17 protein-coding genes are annotated in these 17,896 nt (G+C 59.4%); 7 read left to right on the top strand and 10 right to left on the bottom strand.

Annotated elements, in window-relative coordinates:
• Nucleotides 1-115: 115 nt before the first annotated feature.
• Together AB4Y85_RS16310 and AB4Y85_RS16305 are read right to left on the bottom strand one after the other, a co-directional pair.
• On the bottom strand, nt 116-1,120 hold the full coding sequence (locus tag AB4Y85_RS16310) for a phasin family protein (RefSeq protein WP_441985971.1): 1,005 nt from the start codon (nt 1,118-1,120) through the stop codon (nt 116-118).
• Nucleotides 1,121-1,386: 266 nt separating this feature from the next.
• A complete protein-coding gene (locus AB4Y85_RS16305) occupies nt 1,387-2,091 on the bottom strand; it encodes a glutathione S-transferase N-terminal domain-containing protein (RefSeq protein ID WP_441985970.1) in 705 nt (234 codons plus the stop codon).
• Between the two features lie 249 nt (nt 2,092-2,340).
• Here AB4Y85_RS16305 and AB4Y85_RS16300 point away from each other — a divergent pair, with 249 nt between their 5' ends.
• Complete coding sequence (locus AB4Y85_RS16300; RefSeq protein WP_441985969.1) at nt 2,341-3,279, top strand: diguanylate cyclase; 939 nt, start codon at nt 2,341-2,343, stop codon at nt 3,277-3,279.
• 152 nt (nt 3,280-3,431) lie between these two features.
• Here AB4Y85_RS16300 and AB4Y85_RS16295 read toward each other — a convergent pair whose 3' ends face one another.
• The gene (locus AB4Y85_RS16295) at nt 3,432-4,553 is read right to left on the bottom strand and encodes a tlde1 domain-containing protein (RefSeq protein ID WP_441985968.1); all 1,122 of its coding nucleotides are present in this window, start codon (nt 4,551-4,553) and stop codon (nt 3,432-3,434) included.
• Nucleotides 4,554-4,939: 386 nt separating this feature from the next.
• Between AB4Y85_RS16295 and AB4Y85_RS16290 the strand changes: the two genes are divergently transcribed.
• The 4 genes from AB4Y85_RS16290 to AB4Y85_RS16275 are packed head-to-tail and all read left to right on the top strand — an operon-like array spanning nt 4,940 to nt 6,959.
• Nucleotides 4,940-5,293 (top strand): SDR family NAD(P)-dependent oxidoreductase, encoded by a 354-nt coding sequence (locus AB4Y85_RS16290; RefSeq protein WP_441985967.1) that lies wholly within the window; start codon nt 4,940-4,942, stop codon nt 5,291-5,293.
• Complete coding sequence (locus tag AB4Y85_RS16285; RefSeq protein WP_441985966.1) at nt 5,293-5,679, top strand: SDR family oxidoreductase; 387 nt, start codon at nt 5,293-5,295, stop codon at nt 5,677-5,679. Before AB4Y85_RS16290 ends, AB4Y85_RS16285 begins: the two co-directional genes overlap by 1 nt.
• A 16-nt stretch (nt 5,680-5,695) precedes the next feature.
• Nucleotides 5,696-6,163, top strand: a complete 468-nt coding sequence (locus tag AB4Y85_RS16280; protein WP_441985965.1) for a cupin domain-containing protein — start codon at nt 5,696-5,698, stop codon at nt 6,161-6,163.
• 13 nt (nt 6,164-6,176) lie between these two features.
• Nucleotides 6,177-6,959 (top strand): isocitrate lyase/PEP mutase family protein, encoded by a 783-nt coding sequence (locus AB4Y85_RS16275; RefSeq protein WP_441985964.1) that lies wholly within the window; start codon nt 6,177-6,179, stop codon nt 6,957-6,959.
• Nucleotides 6,960-7,133: 174 nt separating this feature from the next.
• On the opposite strand, the gene AB4Y85_RS16270 is transcribed toward AB4Y85_RS16275, so the two are convergent.
• Nucleotides 7,134-8,498 carry an aminotransferase-like domain-containing protein gene (locus AB4Y85_RS16270; RefSeq protein WP_441985963.1) on the bottom strand — a complete coding sequence of 455 codons (1,365 nt, stop codon included), beginning with the start codon at nt 8,496-8,498 and terminating at the stop codon, nt 7,134-7,136.
• Between the two features lie 137 nt (nt 8,499-8,635).
• Entirely contained in the window at nt 8,636-9,109 is a 474-nt protein-coding gene (locus AB4Y85_RS16265) for a cupin domain-containing protein (protein WP_441985962.1), read from the bottom strand.
• Between the two features lie 337 nt (nt 9,110-9,446).
• Between AB4Y85_RS16265 and AB4Y85_RS16260 the strand changes: the two genes are divergently transcribed.
• Both AB4Y85_RS16260 and AB4Y85_RS16255 read left to right on the top strand, forming a co-directional pair.
• The gene (locus tag AB4Y85_RS16260; protein WP_441985961.1) at nt 9,447-10,343 is read left to right on the top strand and encodes a DMT family transporter; all 897 of its coding nucleotides are present in this window, start codon (nt 9,447-9,449) and stop codon (nt 10,341-10,343) included.
• Between the two features lie 912 nt (nt 10,344-11,255).
• Complete coding sequence (locus AB4Y85_RS16255) at nt 11,256-11,726, top strand: methyltransferase family protein (RefSeq protein ID WP_441985960.1); 471 nt, start codon at nt 11,256-11,258, stop codon at nt 11,724-11,726.
• A gap of 222 nt (nt 11,727-11,948) precedes the next feature.
• Here AB4Y85_RS16255 and AB4Y85_RS16250 read toward each other — a convergent pair whose 3' ends face one another.
• The 5 genes from AB4Y85_RS16250 to AB4Y85_RS16230 form a co-directional block, all read right to left on the bottom strand.
• Nucleotides 11,949-12,455, bottom strand: coding sequence for an NADPH-dependent FMN reductase (locus tag AB4Y85_RS16250; protein ID WP_441985959.1), 507 nt, complete (start codon nt 12,453-12,455; stop codon nt 11,949-11,951).
• A 4-nt stretch (nt 12,456-12,459) separates the two neighbouring features.
• Nucleotides 12,460-12,750 (bottom strand): NAD-dependent epimerase/dehydratase family protein, encoded by a 291-nt coding sequence (locus tag AB4Y85_RS16245; protein WP_441985958.1) that lies wholly within the window; start codon nt 12,748-12,750, stop codon nt 12,460-12,462.
• A gap of 88 nt (nt 12,751-12,838) precedes the next feature.
• Nucleotides 12,839-14,533, bottom strand: coding sequence for a hypothetical protein (locus AB4Y85_RS16240; RefSeq protein WP_441985957.1), 1,695 nt, complete (start codon nt 14,531-14,533; stop codon nt 12,839-12,841).
• Between the two features lie 394 nt (nt 14,534-14,927).
• Nucleotides 14,928-16,778: a TniQ family protein gene (locus AB4Y85_RS16235; RefSeq protein ID WP_441985956.1), complete on the bottom strand. Its 1,851-nt coding sequence runs from the start codon at nt 16,776-16,778 to the stop codon at nt 14,928-14,930.
• The gene (locus AB4Y85_RS16230; protein ID WP_441985955.1) at nt 16,775-17,896 is read right to left on the bottom strand and encodes an ATP-binding protein; all 1,122 of its coding nucleotides are present in this window, start codon (nt 17,894-17,896) and stop codon (nt 16,775-16,777) included. Before AB4Y85_RS16230 ends, AB4Y85_RS16235 begins: the two co-directional genes overlap by 4 nt.

Here is a 17,896-nt window from a genome sequence, read left to right as displayed (position 1 = left end):
ACCCCATGATGCGCTCCTGAATTTGAAAGATCAGAAGGGCTGAACACGGGGCACGTGGGGTGGTTCCGCAAATACTCCTGGCTCGTAAGCCGGGAGCAGGTCCGATAGGTTGATCTCACGCAGCCTTGGTCGATTTCTGAGTGGATCTTTCAACGCTGTCCACCTGAACCGTCATATTGCGGGTTGCCTCATCCGCCATCTGGATCGCGAGTTCTGCGATGCGGCGGCTGTTGTTGACGGTCTGCTCCACATTGTCCCGGATGAGGGAGCTTTGAATGGCCAGGAGGTCCGCCATTGAGCGGCAACGGACAAGATCGTTGAGCCCATCGAGATTGCGCTGCATCCGCTTTTGACTCAGCTCGAAGCATTCGCGGGAAACATCCTGGAGACCGCGCGCGACGACGGTGCCGGAAAGCATTGCGGCACGCATGTTCTGTGTCGCTTCCTCGGTCAGGTCCCGGGTTTCCCCGTTGGGTTGCGAAAGCATCTGCATGTTTCGTCCCGTCGAGTAGCGGGTCAGTTCCGAGAAGGCGTAGAAGCTGTTCTGGAGGGCCTCCTGCATGGTCTGGACGACGTTTCGGGTGCTCTCGGCGCTGACACGCATCGTATCGGCCACTTCATCCGTAACCTTGCGAATGGCTTCCGTCTGTTGCTGCGCCCGGCGCGAGTCGATCCGCTTGATCTCGCCGATGCTAGCCATTTCGTCCTCCACCTTCTCCACGACGGCTTCGGCCTCTTCTTTGCTGAGCACTTCGAGCACGGCGGGGATCAGCTCCTTCTTATCGTCGCGAATATGCTGCTGGAAGATTTTTTCCAGTTCACCGATCCGTGTCAAAAACTCCCCGGAGTTCTTGGGCATGCTCTCGATCTCGACGAGGAGCGCCACGGTTTTCTCGTTGTCACTCGTTGCAGCATCCACGAGGTCCTGCATTCCGCTGCCTGTGAGAACCGGGAAGAGATGTTCTTCCTGAAGGTTGGCGAGAAGTTGCAATTCTTCCTTTAGCTCCGCAAACAGGCGCTCGCGGGTCTTGAGGGCGGACTCCGATGTGGCGAGAATTTTCTCGAAGAGCTCGTTCGCCTTGTCGGGCGGAGTTTGGTTGAATCGTCTATTCGTAGGCATGGTTCCTCGCAAAAATGTAAAGGGTGGCGTTAAATCATTGGAACGCAAACAAGTGGGTTGAGACGGTTCTTGGCTAGGGCCGCGAAGCTTCATCGAAACGCACGCTTAAGGAAGCGGACGAAGCCATGACAGAGATGTGTCAGATGCCGGGCCGCTCTCTGGTGGGGCGACGCATCGCAGGCCTCTTTGAGGCAGGCCGTCCGGCGCACTCGCCGGACGGAGGAATACATATCGGATAAATCTATGTTGTTTTTGGGGCGTGAGGCTCACGGCCGCTGCGGAATTTCAAGTCCGCGCTGTACGGCAGGGCGGGCAAGACCACGTTCGAGCCAGGCGGGTACGTTCTTCAGCGTGTCGTATTCCACCAGTTCACCCGCCCCGTAGAAGCCGATAAGGTTGCGCACCCATCCCAGCAGAGAGATATCGGCGATGGTGTATTCGTCGCCCATGATCCACTGACGCCCTTCGAGGCGCGTTTCCAATACGCCGAGAAGGCGCTTCGACTCGGCGCGGTAGCGCTCGAGCGGGCGCTTGTCCTCGATCTCCCGTCCGGCAAATTTATGGAAAAAGCCGAGCTGGCCGAACATGGGGCCGACCGCGGCCATCTGGAAGAACACCCACTGAATGGTCTCGTAACGCTGCGCCGGGTCCTTCGGCAGGAATTTGCCCGTCTTCTCCGCAAGGTAGAGCAGGATCGCCCCTGACTCGAACAAGGCCAACGGTTTTCCATCAGGGCCATTGGGATCGATGATTGCCGGAATCTTGCCGTTGGGGTTGAGCAACAGGAATTCGGGCGTCCAGGTTTCGTTCTGGCCGATATTGATCGCATGCGGCTCATAAGGCAGCCCGGTCTCCTCAAGCATGATGGAGGCCTTCACCCCGTTCGGGGTCGGCAGGGAATAGAGCTGGATGCGGCCCGGATGGCTGGCGGGCCAGCGGCGAGTGATGGGAAAGGCGGACAGGTCGGTCATAGGATCTCCGTAAGGCCTCTGGGAATCTTCGAGCCTCGGCCTCCTCACTCAGTTAAGCGGCCCGTTTGCCTGATGAAAGGCCGGCGCCAAGCATGGCTGCCATGACGGCTAAGCCTCGTCATCCGCACGATGATTGAGAGGATCGGCCTGAATACCTTATTTTTGAGCTTTATGAGCGGGGACATCCTGTCCTTTGCCCTAAGGGAAGATGTCCTTTATGGTAATAGGGTTCAGTCGTTTCTGGCCCCGATGACCCATTTTGTTTCAGATCTCAAGGATGAGACCCTAAGCTGCCTCGTGGAGGCGCTCGGCCAAAGCGGGCAGGCGGTTTCCATCTACGACTCCGAGGACAATCTCCGCTTCGCGAACGTGGCCTATGCGGGCATGTTCCTAGGCGACTTCAAAGGCCCTTTCACTTTCACCGAAATCCTTCGCTACGGAGCGAAGAAAGGGATTGGTGTGCGTATCGATGGTGACGATGTGGAAGCCCTCATCGCCCGCACGCTTCCCCGGCGGCGAAGCATGCCGCGCAAGTCCTTCGAATCCGATTTCATGGACGGCCGGTGGTTCTGGTGCGAGCATACGGTGCTTCCCAATGGCTGGGTGCTGACGGTGGCAACCGACATTACCGCGCTCAAGCATAATGAGAAGACCTTGCGGCAGGCCCACGAGGCAGCCCTCGAGGCCTCGCGTACGGATCAGCTTACGGGCTTGGCGAACCGGCGCTACATTCTGGAACTGCTTGACGATGCGCTTGGGGTCCATGAGGATACAGGCTGCGGGCTCTGCATGGCCTCAATCGACATCGACCTCTTCAAGACTATCAACGATGCCTATGGTCACGATGCAGGCGACACGGTGCTCCGGCACTTCGCCCATTTCTGTACCGAGAGAATGCGGACTCAGGATTGTCTGGGTCGGATGGGCGGCGAGGAGTTCCTGCTGCTTCTCCCCGAGACGAAGCTTGAAGATGCCCTGGACCTGATCAACGGGATCCGTGAGGACTTCCCGGTGGCCCTGCTCGACGAGGAGGGCATAAAACTGGCCTACACCTTCAGTGCGGGCCTGACGGAGGCTCTGCCTGGCGAGACCCGCAGCTCCATTCTTCGCCGCGCCGACCGCGCCCTCTACAGCGCGAAGACGGAGGGGCGTAACCGCACAGAAATCGGCCAGGAACTCGCCAGGTGAAATTGACGGCGGAGCGGAGACGCTTCGCCGAAAAATGCTCTATAGCATCGGACCTAAAAGTGGATTTGCACTTCTGGGATAGACCCGATGCTTTCTCCTTCAATGAGAACATCGTTCCTGCAAAAACCGGATCCACTTTTTTGCACGATGCTCTATGTGTTCCGCGCGGAACGTCCCGTGCGGTTGTTCACGATGGGAGGCAGGAGATCCTGCCCACGCCCGGCCGTCACGACCATGCGCTTCACCTCGCCGCGCAGGAAGGCCTGCAGGAACTTGTTGTAATCCTTGAACGACACGCAGCCATTCGAGTCGCCACGCGGCCCTAGCATGTAGGTATGCGCCAGGATGCCGTCGCGTCCGTAGATCGACGCGCTGCCGCCGACCGGGTTCATGCGGATGGCGCGCACGCCATGGAACAGGGCTTCGCGTTCGGTGAGAACGTAAGTTCCGGGCGGTGTCGCGCCTTTCATGCGCACATTCACGTGGCGCGGATCGTCCATCTTGTCGCCGAGGCCCGAATGAGCCTCCAGCTTCTCGCCGTTGGGCATGTAGACGATCTTCGCCGAGATGTCATAGACGGCCGTTCCAGGCTCAGGCGCGAAGGCCGAGCCGAAGCGCGCGGTAGGATTGATGCTTCCCGTTCCCCTGTCCAGAGCCGCATAGCTCAACGCGTTACCGGGCGGGGAGGCTGGTTTGACGCCGAACATCTTCTCGAAGAAGGACCGGTCGTCCGACGGCGCGCTCGGTGGCGCAGGCTCGGACTGAGCGACACTCCTTTTGGGGGCAGGGACATCCGCGCTTGCCACCTGGCGCGGCTCAGCCGGCTTTTGGTAGCGGAACTCAGGTGGGCGTGGAACCGGCAGCGGCGCAATCGCGATAACTTCCGCCGTCTGCGTTTCCTCGGGCTGCTTCTGGGGAATGGCGGCAATGTCATGATCCATTCCGGCCTTCGGCGTGCCGAGGATGCTGAAGGCGGTCGGCGATGGTGCATGATGAGCCAGCTTGAAGGTCTGAAGCTTCAGGGCGGGCGCCGGGTCGAAGAGGGGCGAGAGGCTTGCCGGCTGAGGCGTTTCCGCGACGACTTGAGGAGTGCGCTTCTGCAGCGGCGCCGGTGTCAAGGAAGCCACCGCCTCCGGCGTCGGGGCTTTGTCCTTCAGATCCGCGAAATAAGCCACAGGGCTCAGCGAGACCGCCACGAGCAGAGATGTCGTGAAGAGACTGCGCCGGCTGCGGCGCGGGACATGACGGGGAGAGGAGGTATAGCGGTGCGCCATGGCGGTTCTCTACGCAACAATTTGAACTGCGCCCGGCATGCCCCGTCCCTGGAGACGAGAGCAAACCCTTGTGCGCCAAGGGCCGCCGCGCGCGAAAAGGCAATTTCAGTCTTCGCCCATTAAAAGACGGCTTGGTTAAAACATGGCTAACCGCGTGCTTGTGGAGTTAGGCTATCTTTCGAGCTTGCCTCCGACTCGGCTGCTCGCCCTTCAGGGCGTCAAGAGCTTCCGCCTGAGTCTTCGTATTGGATGATCTTGCTTTTTGTATGCATGATTTAACAATTGTATCGTCATTGTATCTATGATGCAGTCGCCTTGCACAGCAGTTCGTCCTCGACCTTTATGATCGTGACGGTTGGCCATGGGTGATAGGGAGGGTATCGATCATGCGCGATGTCGTATTGGTGACGGGCGGCGGAAGAGGGATCGGAGCCGCCATTGTTCGCGCGGCGGCTTCCAGGGGGTATGCCGTCTGCTTCAGTTATCTGCGGGACAATGAGGCCGCCGGGCAGCTCGTCAATGAGCTGAAGAATGCCGGGCACGAGGCTTATGCCATTCGCGGCGATGTTGCCGATGCCGCCTTCGCGCAGACTTTCTTCGATGAGGCCGAGGCCACCTTCGGGCCATGCACGGCGCTGGTGAACAATGCGGGCATCACGGGCCGTATCGGCCTCTTCCGCGATGCCGATCATACGACGATGCGCAAAATCCCGGACACAATGTCCTCGGCACGATGGTGATGGCGCAGGAGGCCATCCGCCGTTGGGGCGATGCGGGCATGGCTGGGCGAATGGTCAACATCTCCTCCATCGCCTCGACCCTGGGAGCGCCGAACGAATACGTTCATTACGCCGCGAGCAAGGCCGCCGTTGAAACCTTCACCATCGGCCTTGCCAAAGAAGTCGCCCCATCCAGCATACGCATCAACGCGGTCGCTCCAGGTACGATCTACACGGATATCCATGCGGCCGCGGGAGAGCCCGAGCGTCCCGCTCGCGTCGTTTCACGCGTGCCTATGGGGCGGATCGGGCAAGCGGACAAGATCGCCAATGCGGTGCTGTGGCTTCTGTACACTGAAGCGTCTTATGTGACCGGCGCAGTTCTGCGCGTATCTGGCGGATTGTGAAATCAAGGAGACACACATGGATTATCCCATAGCCGTCAAGGCTATCGACGCGCCTCCGCGCGTGAAGCTTTCCAATTACCCGGAGCCGTTTGCCTCGCGCATGAATGGGCGGACCAAGCGGCCCCTCGGTGATCTCTTCGGTTTGTCCAATTTCGGCGTGAACCTCACGACGCTCGCGCCCGGAGCCGTCTCGGCTCTCCAGCACCGCCACACCTTGCAGGATGAGTTCGTCTACGTGGTCCAAGGAGAGGCGGTTCTCGTCACGGGCGATGCGGAAACCGTTCTGACTGCCGGCATGTGCGCAGGCTTCAAGGCCGGCGGCGTCAGTCATCACCTCGAAAACCGCTCGGATGCACCGGCTCTCTATCTCGAGATCGGAGATCGCACGAAGGGCGACGAGGCTACTTACCCTGCCGATGACCTCCTCGCCGTCGCCGGGCCGAATGGCTGGATATTCGCCCACAAGGACGGCTCACCGTACTGAAAGGATTTCGACTATGCCGACACAAATGGAGAAGGCTGCGCTCTTTCGCAAAATGCATGAGGAGCGACGGGCTTTCGTCATGGCCAATGCCTGGGATGCGGGCTCCGCCGGAAGGCTGACGGCGCTCGGCTTCGAAGCCTTAGGCACCACGAGCGCCGGTCTTGCGCTGTCCCTGGGGGTTGAAGATGGACATGTGGGGCGCGAGGGTACGCTCGCCAACGCCTACCAGATCGTGCAGGCGACGCATCTGCCGGTGTCGGCTGATCTCGAGAATTGTTTCGCGGATGATCCTGCGGGTTGTTCCGAAACGATCCACTTCGCTATCGATGTCGGCCTCGCTGGCGGTTCCATTGAGGATGCCACGGGAAACGCGGATGAGGCGATCTACCCATTCGAGCTCTCTGTTGCGCGCGTGCGCGCCGCCGCCGAGGAGGCAAGAGGAAGCGGGACCGGTTTCGTGCTGACTGCCCGCGCGGAGAACTTTCTGCACGGACGCCCAGATCTCGACGACACGATTGCGCGCCTTCAGGCCTATGCCGAGGCCGGGGCCGATGTGCTCTATGCGCCCGGTCTGCCTGATCTACGTTCCATCCAGGCAGTCTGCGAGTCTGTGAGCAAACCTGTGAACATGCTGATGGGACTGAGCGCCCCGCTTGTCTCGGCCTCCGACCTCGCCAGGATCGGCGTTGCCCGCATCAGCCTGGGCAGCGCGCTTGCCCGCACCGCTGACGCTGCCATGCTTCACGCCGCATCCCAAATCCGGCAGCAGGGTCATTTCACCTACGGACGGCGCTAAGGCATCGGACCAAAAAGTGGATTTGCACTTTTTGGATGAATCCGATGCTTTCTCTCTGAAGGAGAGCATCGTTCGCGCGCAAAACCGGGTCCACTTTTGCGCACGATGCTCTAAGGCATTTTTCGGCGAAGTGGATCCGGCTCGCGGCGGCAGGGCCGCTTAACGAATACGCTTTCAGATCACCGCTTCATCCGGATTGGCGATGAGGCCTTTGATGGTGCGCAGAGCGCGCTCCAGCTCGTTACGTCCAGACGGCGCCAGGACGCAGAGGCGGATGCCTCCGGCGCTGGAGCCTTCCACCACCATGGAATCCGGCGGAGTAAGGCGAACGCCATGTTCGCGCGCGCGGCGGGCCAGCTTCTCGGCGGCGAGTAGGGGTATCGGCAGCCAGACATGCGGCGAGCCGTCGGGCATAGGCAACGACGGCAGGCCGATGATGCCGGCCGTAAGCTTCAGCCGCTCCTTGGCCTCCGCGCGAAGAAATTCGGCGGCTCGGATATCCGCCTCGCTCTCGACCAGCGCACAGCCGACGCCTATGGCCAGCGACGATGCTCCCCAGATCTCCGCCCGCAGGCGCAGCGCCACCTTCGGCCGCCGCTCCGATGGCGGTAAAATGATGCCGGTGCGAACGACCGGCGAGAGAACCTTGGACAGGCTTGTCACAAAATAGACGAGATCCGGCGCGAGCGACTTGTACGTGATGCGCCCCTTCGTGCCGTAAAAGCCGTAGATGTCGTCCTCGACGATGAAGGCGCCGTGCTTGCGGCAGACGGCGAGGATGTCTTTGCGGCGCTGCAGGCCCGTCTCGAAGCCGAGGGGATTGTGGCAGACGGGAGTGGTGTAGATTGCCTTGCACGCGCCTTGTTTCAGCACGCGATCAAGGTCGCCGGGGATCATGCCTTCCTCGTCATACGAGACGGGAAGAACCTCGAGACCTAAATTTTCGGCGGCAACCATGGCGCCGTTAAAGGTCGCAGCCTCCGTCGCGATCGATGGAGTGATGGAGGAGAGGTCCGCGAAGCTTAGGAAAATGCCGTGCTGGGCGCCGACGCAGAGGATGAGATCATCTGCGTCGAGTCCTTCGAGGCGCGTGCGGTTGAGCCAGGCGGCGAGCGTCGCGCGCTGGTCGGGCGTGCCGGTAAGGTCCACATAGCCGCCATGGGGAAGGGAGGCTGCGTAACGGGCGGCTCGCTCGGCGGCGGCGGCTAGCACATCGGGCTTTATCACGGGTGGGGGGGCGTTGATGCTCAGATCGATTGGGCCCTGCACCTGCGGTGTCTCCGCGTCCTCGACGAAAGTGCCGCGCCCAATCTCGCCACGCACGATGCGGCGGCGGCTTAAAGAGTCGATGGCCTTCGTCACGGTGCCGATGCCGACCTCGAAGCCTTTGGAAAGCTCGCGATGCGTCGGCAGCCTCTGCCCGGCCTTGAGGTTGCCGCGCAGGATCGCGCTCTCGATGGCATCGGCCAGGCGTTCATGCAGGGGCAGGTCTGTGTCGGGCAGGGAGATGTGGGCAAGGCTGGAAGTTTTTCCCGACAAGGGCCGTCCTTCGAATGCTGAAATCTGCAATGGGCCGGATCATATCGGCCGGGCGGGCACGAGACAAATACAATCGGGCAGCGCAGCGTGACAAATCCCGCGTGCCGGCCTGAAAAGCCCTGAAGCCTGAGCCGTGCCTACTGAGACTTGCGCGGGTCGTCCGCCGGGTTCACGTAGGCGATGCTCCAGGGGCCGCGCGTGCTCAGCTGCACGACGGCTTCCTTGTTGGTCTGGACGTAATGCTGCATGCCCGGCGGCATGGCGGCGACGGCGCCTGCTGTCAGGGTTTTCGTCTTTGCGGCATCGAATTGCGGCCCCATGCCGAATTTGATCTCGCCGCTGACCACGGTCACGATCTCATCGACCGAGTGAGTGTGAGGCGGGATCTTGTAGTTGGCCGGGAATTTCAGACGCATCACGAAGATGCCGTCCTTCGTTGGATCGCCATAGAGAACCGACATCTGCGAGCCTTTCGGCAATGACGGAGGCCCTTCTTTCCAAGCGATGTCGCCCGGATTGACCATGGCGTGCGGCTGTTCTTGCGCGAAGGTGGGACCAAGTAAAGAGAGAAAGCTTAAGCCGCAGGCTGCGGCCAGGAGTTTGGACTGCATCACGACCTCCCGATGCGGGTGATGTGGCGGACGCAAACGCGGGCGGAAGGGCAAGGGCCTGTCGCTCAGTCGAGGCTCTGCCTTCCCGGGCCGGATGTCAAGGAATGCAAGGGTTACGCGGTGAGGCCTAAGCCCATGCGGGCGATGAAACCTGTTGCCAGCCCTCCGGGAAATCATCAAGGCGAGAAATGATAATGTTTCATTATCACAGGTCCGTATATCGAGAAGCCGACGTGCTTTAAACACGCCTATACGACGCTGTTCCCCCTGGGAGTGGCATACCAGCCCCACGCTCTCGGCATTTGCGAGACGTCATTAAGTTGCGTTATCACACATCATGTCCTTCCGCGATTTCCTCCTGATGTTCTTCGTCTGCTTCGTGTGGGCCGCTCATACAGTCGTCAGCAAGCTCGTCGTCTCAGGCATGGAAATCCCGCCGCTGTTCTACGCGGCGATCCGCTTCGGCATCGTAGGCCTAGTCACCCTGCCATGGCTGCTGCCTGCACCGAGGCCGACATGGCGCATGCTGGTGGTAGGCTTCCTCATGGGCGGCGGCGGTTTCGCCCTGTTCTTCCTCGGCATCAGGACCGCGAGCCCTTCCAGTGCCGCGGTGGTGGGCCAGCTTGGTCTGCCGATCACGACGTTGCTTTCCGTCGCCATGCTCGGCGAGAAGATCTACTGGAGGCGGGGGCTCGGCATCACGCTCACCTTCATCGGCGGCATGCTCGTCATGTGGGATCCGTCGAGCGGGTTCCCCCTGTCGGGCGGCCTCGTTCTGATCCTGCTCGGGGCCTCCGCCGGCTCTCTCGCCGCCGTGATGATGAAGCAGATCAAGGGCGTCCATCCGCTGCAGTTTCAGGCCTGGATCGGGCTGGCTTCCGTGGTGCCTCTCGTTCTCCTGACGACGGGTCTTGAGACCGGGCAGATCGCGCGGTCCATGGAGGCCGGATGGCCGTTCGTGGCGGCGCTGCTGTTTTCCGCCCTTGTCGTGTCGCTCGGTGCTCACACGATCTATTACGGCCTGATCGGCAAGTACCCGGCCAACCTGATCGCCCCTCTGCTGATCATGACTCCGCTGCTGACGGTGGCGATGGGCATCGTGGTGACAGGCGACCGCTTCGACACAAGGATGGCGCTCGGGACGGGCATAGCCCTTTGCGGCGTGCTGATCATCGCGCTCAGGCGCAATCACGTCATGCCGCTCGCCACCGTGCTGTGGGGACGCTTTCGCTGAAGGGCGAGCTCTCAAAGAACATGCGGGAATATCCTCGCGGCGTCTGTGGCCCGAGGCTTGATGGTCGAGGGAGGGCGCGAAGGGCGATCCGGCTCGATGTGAGGTGAGGGAAGAGCAGGACTGCCCCTCGCGCACGGCTTTTTTAGGCGGACAAGCGCGGCTGGCTCACGAACTGCCGGAAGCGGACACCGTCTCTATTACGGGCGGCTTCTGACCAGAACTGAACCCGGCCTCTCGCCTGGGCCTCCCGTCACATAGGCTTGCGTCAGCCCATGCACGAGACCGTGCCCGACCCCACAATCACGACGCCTCGCGAGCGCGCCCCTCGGTGGATCAGGCTGTGCCAACCATAGCCAAGGTTAGGAGTATTGTCAAGAACAAATGCAGAACATAGCGGCGCGACGGTATTCCCTACCCCTTGCGGGGAGGACCAGGGTGGGGGTGGTCTGGCTGGGCGAGCGACTAGATCAGTCCATGCTCACGTCATCACCGGCCTTGTGCCGGTGATCCCGATCATGGTGAGCGCTGCGCTCTTCTCATCGGGATGGCCGGGACAAGCCCGGCCATGACATCGTAGGGCTGTTGTAGTGTCTGGATGGCACGAAGCACTCTGACTTTGCGACCCCCACCCTGACCCTCCCCGCAAGGGGGAGGGAAACATGCGCCTCATCCTGCATCCGATCCCGGATCGGCTCCGCCTTCCGGGATGACAGCTCGACGTCCTCCGCGCCTCAGTGCGGCGGGTGAGGGTATGCGGTATCGGGACAGGGCATGCCCTTACCTCTGCCCCTCACTAGGGAGAGGGATATTTTCGCGCTATGATCGTCAATCAACCCCGGGTTCTGCTTCGCAGCCCTGGGGTGACAGTGCGGCGAGGGGGCGTCGCGGGCTTGGACAGGAGAGATCGGCGCCATGGTCGACACGGCGGATCATGCTCACGTCATCATCCGGCCGCCACTGGCCTGGGGGCTTGCGGTTCTCGCCGGGCTTGTCCTGCGCTGGCTCGTGCCCTTGCCGTTCCTGCCGGATGACCTGCCTGCGGGCTGGATCGGCGCGCTGATATTCGTCGCCGCATTGGCGCTGGGTGCCTGGGCCATCAGGACGATGACCGGCGCCGGATCGAACGTCCCGACAAACCGGCCCTCCACCACCATCGTCGAGAGCGGGCCGTACCGCTTCACGCGCAATCCCATCTATCTCGGTATGTTCTTAAGCCTCGTGGCTTTAAGCACCGCTTTCAACGATCTCTGGCTGCTCGTGATGCTGGTGCCCTTCGCACTCGTCATCCGCTACGGCGTCGTGGCGCGAGAGGAAGCCTATCTCGAACGCAAGTTCGGCGATGCCTATCGCGGGTATCGTGAGCGCGTGCGGCGGTGGCTCTAGCGCATCGTGCGCAAAAGTGGCCCCGGTTTTGCGCGCGAACGATGCTCCGGTTCAAAGAGAAAGCATCGGATCGATCCAAAAAATGCAGATCCACTTTTTGGTCCGATGCTGTAGCGCCTCGCAAAAAACCCGTTCCCCGTCATGCCGGACACGATCCAGGCATCCACGCATAAACCCGCTCAAAGACATGGATGGGCGGATCAAGTCTGACCGTGACGGCGCTTATGATGAGAGATCGCGGTTTTCGCAGGCGCTGACGAACGCCGCCAGCCCGGCGCGCAGCGCATCGGATGCTTCCGCGCTTCGCATGTCTATGGTCACATCGGCCTGTGGCACGAGCCGCGCCGACATGGTGGCGAGCACTTCGCGCAAAGCCGCCTGCGCATGAGAGGCGCGGGGAGAGGTATTGRCGAGCATCACCGGCTTGCCCGGAAAATTCTCGCAGCCGACGAGCCAGTCGAGCGCATTCTTGAAAGCCCCTGGAATGCCATGGGCATATTCGGGACAGGCAATCACCAACCCATCCACCGCCGCCACCTGCCGCCGGAAGTGAGCGACACTCTCCGGCAAGGCGCTCATCTCCAGATCGGGATTGAAATGGGGCAGGGCGCTGATGCCTTCATACAGTGTGAGCGCGATCCTCTCCGGCGCGAGCTTTTGCAGCGCGCGTAGAGCCATGGTGTTGAAGGAGCTCGCGCGCAGGCTGCCGGAGAGGGCGAGAAGGTGCATGGGCTTAAGCTTCAGAGTGCGCCGACGCGCTTAGGGCCGAGGGCAGGGCATCGAGGACCGATGCCACCGCATCGGGCGCAAACGCACAGGTATCGACCACGAGATCGAACGAGCGGTCCTTGAGGCTTGAGAGATCCCGATGCCGATAGCCGACAAGAACCTCGATCCCCTCCGGCACCGCATCCCGCTCTTTCTGCCCCCGGGTAAAGATCGCAACCTCATGCCCCTGCGCCAGCGCATCCCGCGCAACGGCGCCGCCGAGAAAACCCGTTCCGCCTACGACGAGGATGTTCATGGTGTGCTCCCCAACCGCGTTCAGCAGTTCATGCATTTGTGTTGCATAGGGAGGAAGCTGGCAAGTTAAAGCCTCATATTCTTTGATTCTACTTGTCTTCAATCGCTCCCATCTTAGCTAGCGTTCTTTCCACGGCAGGTTTTATTAAACGATCAAGGAAACCGTTATTTTTAGTAGAGGAGTCCTGAGTTGAGGTGTGCCCAGGGTTCGTTAGCAGCTCCGTGAAAACTGCAGCTGCTATCTGCTCTTGATATGCAGGTGCTTGAGTTTTGAAGCCCTCCACCGATGCCGCAATAGCCCACTTATGGCTATACTGTTCTCTTAGGCGGAAGAGCGCAGAGTGGCGTTTGGCAGCAAACCCAATAAGAAGAAGCCCAGGTAGAATTACTAGGAACCTAGAAGCCATATTCGTGAATGCTTGGATTGCAGCCGTGCCTGTTGATGCATCGATAATGTTATTAAATGCTGTATCTTTCTGCGGGCCTGCTTCTGCCTTAAATTTATTTGTTTCTTCGGCGCCTGCATCGGCGCGCGGCTGCGGCGCAGCCGACGTTGTTGGTAAGAGGTTGCTAGTACTTGGCCGATTTGCAGAATTAGCAGAGCTAGCGGCTGGTAAAGATATTGCATCACGGCCTGATGCTTTCTCTGTTGTAGTTGCACTCGTAGCTTGACTAATATTGCTCTGGTTGGATGATTTTGCAAAACTATGAATCAAATCAGCTATCTGATTTAGATTTACTGCAGCTAGAACGGAAATGAACAGGAAAAACACCGCTCCGTGGAATCCTCTCTTGGCTGCCTTCAATTGAAGATCGATGTCTTCAAAGTGAGATTTATAAGCGTGAGAGAGGCCGGCGGTGGTAGCGCCTCCTAGCATCTCCTTTGCTTTAGACATTAACCCTTCAATTTCTGCGTCCTTTGCAGAGAGCTCTGCTCTAAGAGTTGCAAGGGCTTCGCTTCCTTCTCGGAAGTTCTTCTCGCGTTGATCTAGTGCTGCCTGAAAGGCATTAAAATCACTCTCATATTCGGTTATCTGAGATTCTAGTGAAGTGGCATCTGATACAATATTGTTGATTTTTGTCGCTGCTGCGATTGCCTTCTGTTCATTCTCTTCCGTAGTTCGACGAGATTTTTCGATCTCTCCTAAAATTCGAGATATCTCCTCTGCCCCGGAATTAGCAGATTCAGTATAGATCTTAGCTTGACCTAATTCTTTCTTTGCATTGGTAAGGACGGAGTCTAGTTGATGTGCAATTTCTGTGGCTTCTGTTGCACTATCTTTCAATACCTTTGAGGCAGCTCCGAAGCTCAACGTAGCGCGGGGCCGCGTGATGGGGGCAACGTCAAAATAACTATCTAAGGATTGTTCTGTTAGGCTGTTGAGATTTCGAATTGGGTTGTGAAAGTCAAAAGCGGTTCCGTTAATCGCATACACATGGAAGTTCGATGCATCGTAGCGAGCGTATCCGCTCGCTTGAGTTAGTTGGTTTAATAGGGAATTGACCTGAACAACGTGCGTGCCAAGTGTTTTTACGCGATCTCGTAATTGAGCTATCCTTGTAAGCGGCACAAGGTTGAATTTCTCGTCGCTTTCATTGAGTAATGCTTTTGCTAGACTCTCAAATTTTGTCAAACGTAAGATTGATTCATCTACTGACAGGGAATTACTTATGGCCGTTTCTCTGACTGACTCCGGAAGAGCAGGGATTCCTTTCAGCAGGGTTGCGGTTTGATCGCTCAGAGAGCCAACTTCTGTCCGTAAATCACTTAGAAGAGCCGTCATCTTAGACCTGTACTTTAACTTCTCTGTCGATGGTTATGCGATGATCGCGGCCTATGGTAGAGGAGTGTGTACTAAAAGTTGCTTTGCAGCACTTTTTGCCCACACGAAAGAAAATAGCCGGGTCACCCCGGCCATTCCTTGGAAGCTGTAGACGCCCCCAAAGGATGCCTCGCCCTTTGTTCTAAGTGCTTGAAAAGCAAGGGTTCTATATTTTGAAATGCCTCATGCGAAGGGCGTTGTAAGGCATTAGACCGCCTCACCTTCGTAGGCATCAGTACGCCTCATGATGAGGCAGTCTTTGGCTACCGGCACGAAAAAAGCCCCGGCGGTGCCGAGGCTGCTGGAGAGTCAGTCGGCTTGATCGGTCAGGTGATCAAGCCGGCTTGGAAAATGCTTATGTGCGTATCCCCGTGACAGAGTTCCGGTCGTAGAACGTGGCATGCACGATCTCTGGTGGGAAAGCCGGATCGATGTCGGCCGAGGTCAATCGCGACTTCAGCCACAGGAAATGAACCCCTGCGTTCTTCGCAGCCGCATGCAGCGTGACGTAGCGGGCTATGAACGCATCCAGGTCTTCTTGCTTCACAACTTGTCGGGGACAACGGTTCACGGGATTTATCTCAATTTTTGATAGCAAGTGGCCTTGTTCAATCAAGGCTTTGACTACCGGAGTGCTGGTGCCGAGCCGCCGTTCGACCTCGCGAAGGGTGAGGCTGCCCTCGGCCTGCCCATGCACGAACGGCTTCACCTCCTCGGGGTCGACCAGGACCGACATATAGCCAGGCACGTCGTCCCGGTGCCGGACTCGGGTTAGTTGCCGGTCGAGGAGCAGCCGAACGATCTCCATTGCGGAGCAAGACGCCCGCTTGGCCGCCGACGGGATCGGCAACAGCGCCTCATCCTCTTGAACCGCGTCGGATGCGTCCGCCAGCAAACGCCCCAGGAAGGCATCGAGGTCGCGCTTGGCGAACGCGTGATCGTTCAGGGTGCCGTTTCCACCCCTCACGAACGGCACGATGAACCCGGCCTCGTACAGCAGGCGCTCGTGCGGACGCGGTACATTGAGATAATCCGCAGCTTCCCTGAGCGTCATCGCCTCCGACACACGTTCGAGGAAGCCCTGTGTCGCCTCCGCGTCGAACATAACCCGCGCGTCCGACAGGGCCATGGCCTCGGACGTAACGTGGCCCGCCGCGTGCAGAAGCTTGCGCAGGCGCTTAGGATGGGTACCCGTCTCCAAAGACGCCGAGCGAACGGAATGGATGTGCCGCACCGTTACCTCGCGCCCGAACACGTTGTCACCTGGACCTACCGGCATCGTCTCGACTACGTGACGCCTGATTATGTCGCGGAGTGGATCAAAAGCCGGATCGTCCGATTCATGAGCAAGCCACTCATAGAGGCGGCCGAAAACCAGTCGCGGGCCCCAGTCGCTTCTGGTTGATATGAAGCGATCCTGGAGGCCAGAGAGGAAGGCACGGATGCTATCCTCTCCCTCTGAGGCGATCTCGAACCCGGCAGCTCCCGCCTCATGCCACTGGTCACTTGAGAGATGCTCAGCCCTGAACCGGATGCCATGCAGTGCGACCGCTCCGATCACCTCGCATCCCTTTGTCGCCGCATAGAGCGGCAGGGCGCTTAGGAAGGGCAAATTGTCCGATCTGCCAGCTGCACAGCGGGCGATGACGTAGTTCTCGAGGGCAGAAACGGCACGCCTCGGGGCATTCGCTTCAAGGTTCACAAGAGCCGGCAGAGCTGGCTGCACCAAAGCGGCGAAGTCGTGGACCCGATGCGGATGACCGTCTTCAGAAATCGAAACGAGACCGATACCATGCTCCGGGCAGGTGCGGACCGAGCCAATGAGCCAGAGGGTCCTGCCGAATGGGCGTGTGCCTGACGGACCATCCTGAGTATCCATGTCACAGACCAAGCAGCGAGGACAGACACGCAATGTCTTGCGGCTCAGGCTCTCGCGAATGAAGGCTTGGCCCTCGAACGTGTAACGGCGTTCTCCGATCTTTGTGACTGAGCCCGTTGCGAGTTGCCTGGAGTCCGAATGCGTTCTCCGAGCCAAAACTTCGAGCGCTTCAGGTTCTCCATCCACAATCTTCTGGAACGGTCTCCCCATGTCGAGGCTGAAGGCGCGAGCGGTAAGGCCCAGCAGCAGAGCGCTACGGGAGCAGAAGCTTTCTGGAGTCTCTTTGTTTCTGAGAGGAAGCGTCAATGAGGGGTGCAATGGTCTCATGGATTTCTCCTGTCCCGGGGCTTGGGTTGTTTGCCCTCATTGCGCCCGCAGTGTTCGCTATCCTCCTTGACTCCATCGCCAGCATATTTGTGCACGAGGCCCTCGCGAGGCTTGATCAGCCACCAATGGCTCTCGGCCGTGAATAAGTTCTCCTCAGGTAGGCAGCCTGACCTGGCCATGTATGCCGCGGCGAAATGCTCAACGGTGAGGGCTTCGCTCTCACGCAGAAGAGCCTCCCGGATCGCGTCCTGAATAATCTCGATAAGGATACCAAATCGGCCGAGTGCGGCGTGAAGCAGCCGCGCAATGAACGAGTCGCCCATGACTGTGTCGGTCGAGAGATGGGCCTTGTCCTGCGCGTAGGATGTGATCAGCCGGCAGACGAGAGACGCATCCTCTTCAAGGATTAAGTCGTCGAAGGTGACATGCCGTGACCTGCGCCACACCTGCTCGTCGTCGGCAAAGAAACGCCCAATCTCCGGTAGCCCGGACAAGATAAGCCACACGGGCCACGTTCTATTCTGCATCAATCTCTTCAGTGTGTCCTGAACCTTGCCGATCTCGACGGGGTTTCGGGTCTGAAGGACATGCTGAAGCTCGTCGATGTGGAGGAAGCGGACCTGACGTAAGGCCAATTGGCTTTGCACCATGTCCCAAACGACGTTTTCCTCGAGCCTACGGGAGGTTTCGTATCCGAGCGCTGCCAGCACCTCCATCCCCAGCAGCCGTAATGTACATGGGGAAGGCGTTGATACCGAAACCAGAATACAGTCCGCATTACGATCGCCATATCCGTTGAATTCTTCCCGTTTGAGGAAGTGGCGCTCAAGCGTTCGGGTCTTGCCCGCTCCCGATTGTCCCGTCAGCGTCAGCGCCCGACCCTCACGCAGGCGTCCAACCTGCCGGGGCAAGCCGTCATCGACGGCTTGCTGTGCGAGCAGAAAGCTATCGATGAGGCCGTCCAATTCGGCCTCAAGGATTTTATCGCGTGGGGTAGTGATGTAGGCGGAGAGCACTCCCGCCATCACCGCGCTGCTCCGGGCACGCCGCTCCGATTGAAGGCGCCGCATCCGGGCAATTGTATCCTCGCCATCTTGATCGATCACACTGGTGTTCAT

It is taken from the genome of Microvirga sp. 2YAF29, assembly GCF_052114605.1.
In the GTDB taxonomy this organism is placed as follows: domain Bacteria; phylum Pseudomonadota; class Alphaproteobacteria; order Rhizobiales; family Beijerinckiaceae; genus Microvirga.
This window is presented reverse-complemented; position numbering and strand designations above follow the sequence as displayed.

Excerpts from the sequence above, each read along its gene's own strand:
- AB4Y85_RS16285 (WP_441985966.1), top strand. The coding sequence starts at position 5,293 with ATGGCGCAGGAGGCCATCCGCCGTTGGGGCGATGCGGGCATGGCTGGG.
- AB4Y85_RS16265 (WP_441985962.1), bottom strand. The coding sequence starts at position 9,109 with ATGCAGTCCAAACTCCTGGCCGCAGCCTGCGGCTTAAGCTTTCTCTCT.
- AB4Y85_RS16295 (WP_441985968.1), bottom strand. The coding sequence starts at position 4,553 with ATGGCGCACCGCTATACCTCCTCTCCCCGTCATGTCCCGCGCCGCAGC.
- AB4Y85_RS16255 (WP_441985960.1), top strand. The coding sequence starts at position 11,256 with ATGGTCGACACGGCGGATCATGCTCACGTCATCATCCGGCCGCCACTG.
- AB4Y85_RS16280 (WP_441985965.1), top strand. The coding sequence starts at position 5,696 with ATGGATTATCCCATAGCCGTCAAGGCTATCGACGCGCCTCCGCGCGTG.
- AB4Y85_RS16310 (WP_441985971.1), bottom strand. The coding sequence starts at position 1,120 with ATGCCTACGAATAGACGATTCAACCAAACTCCGCCCGACAAGGCGAAC.
- AB4Y85_RS16275 (WP_441985964.1), top strand. The coding sequence starts at position 6,177 with ATGCCGACACAAATGGAGAAGGCTGCGCTCTTTCGCAAAATGCATGAG.
- AB4Y85_RS16260 (WP_441985961.1), top strand. The coding sequence starts at position 9,447 with ATGTCCTTCCGCGATTTCCTCCTGATGTTCTTCGTCTGCTTCGTGTGG.
- AB4Y85_RS16290 (WP_441985967.1), top strand. The coding sequence starts at position 4,940 with ATGCGCGATGTCGTATTGGTGACGGGCGGCGGAAGAGGGATCGGAGCC.
- AB4Y85_RS16235 (WP_441985956.1), bottom strand. The coding sequence starts at position 16,778 with ATGAGACCATTGCACCCCTCATTGACGCTTCCTCTCAGAAACAAAGAG.
- AB4Y85_RS16230 (WP_441985955.1), bottom strand. The coding sequence starts at position 17,896 with ATGAACACCAGTGTGATCGATCAAGATGGCGAGGATACAATTGCCCGG.
- AB4Y85_RS16305 (WP_441985970.1), bottom strand. The coding sequence starts at position 2,091 with ATGACCGACCTGTCCGCCTTTCCCATCACTCGCCGCTGGCCCGCCAGC.
- AB4Y85_RS16300 (WP_441985969.1), top strand. The coding sequence starts at position 2,341 with ATGACCCATTTTGTTTCAGATCTCAAGGATGAGACCCTAAGCTGCCTC.
- AB4Y85_RS16245 (WP_441985958.1), bottom strand. The coding sequence starts at position 12,750 with ATGAACATCCTCGTCGTAGGCGGAACGGGTTTTCTCGGCGGCGCCGTT.
- AB4Y85_RS16240 (WP_441985957.1), bottom strand. The coding sequence starts at position 14,533 with ATGACGGCTCTTCTAAGTGATTTACGGACAGAAGTTGGCTCTCTGAGC.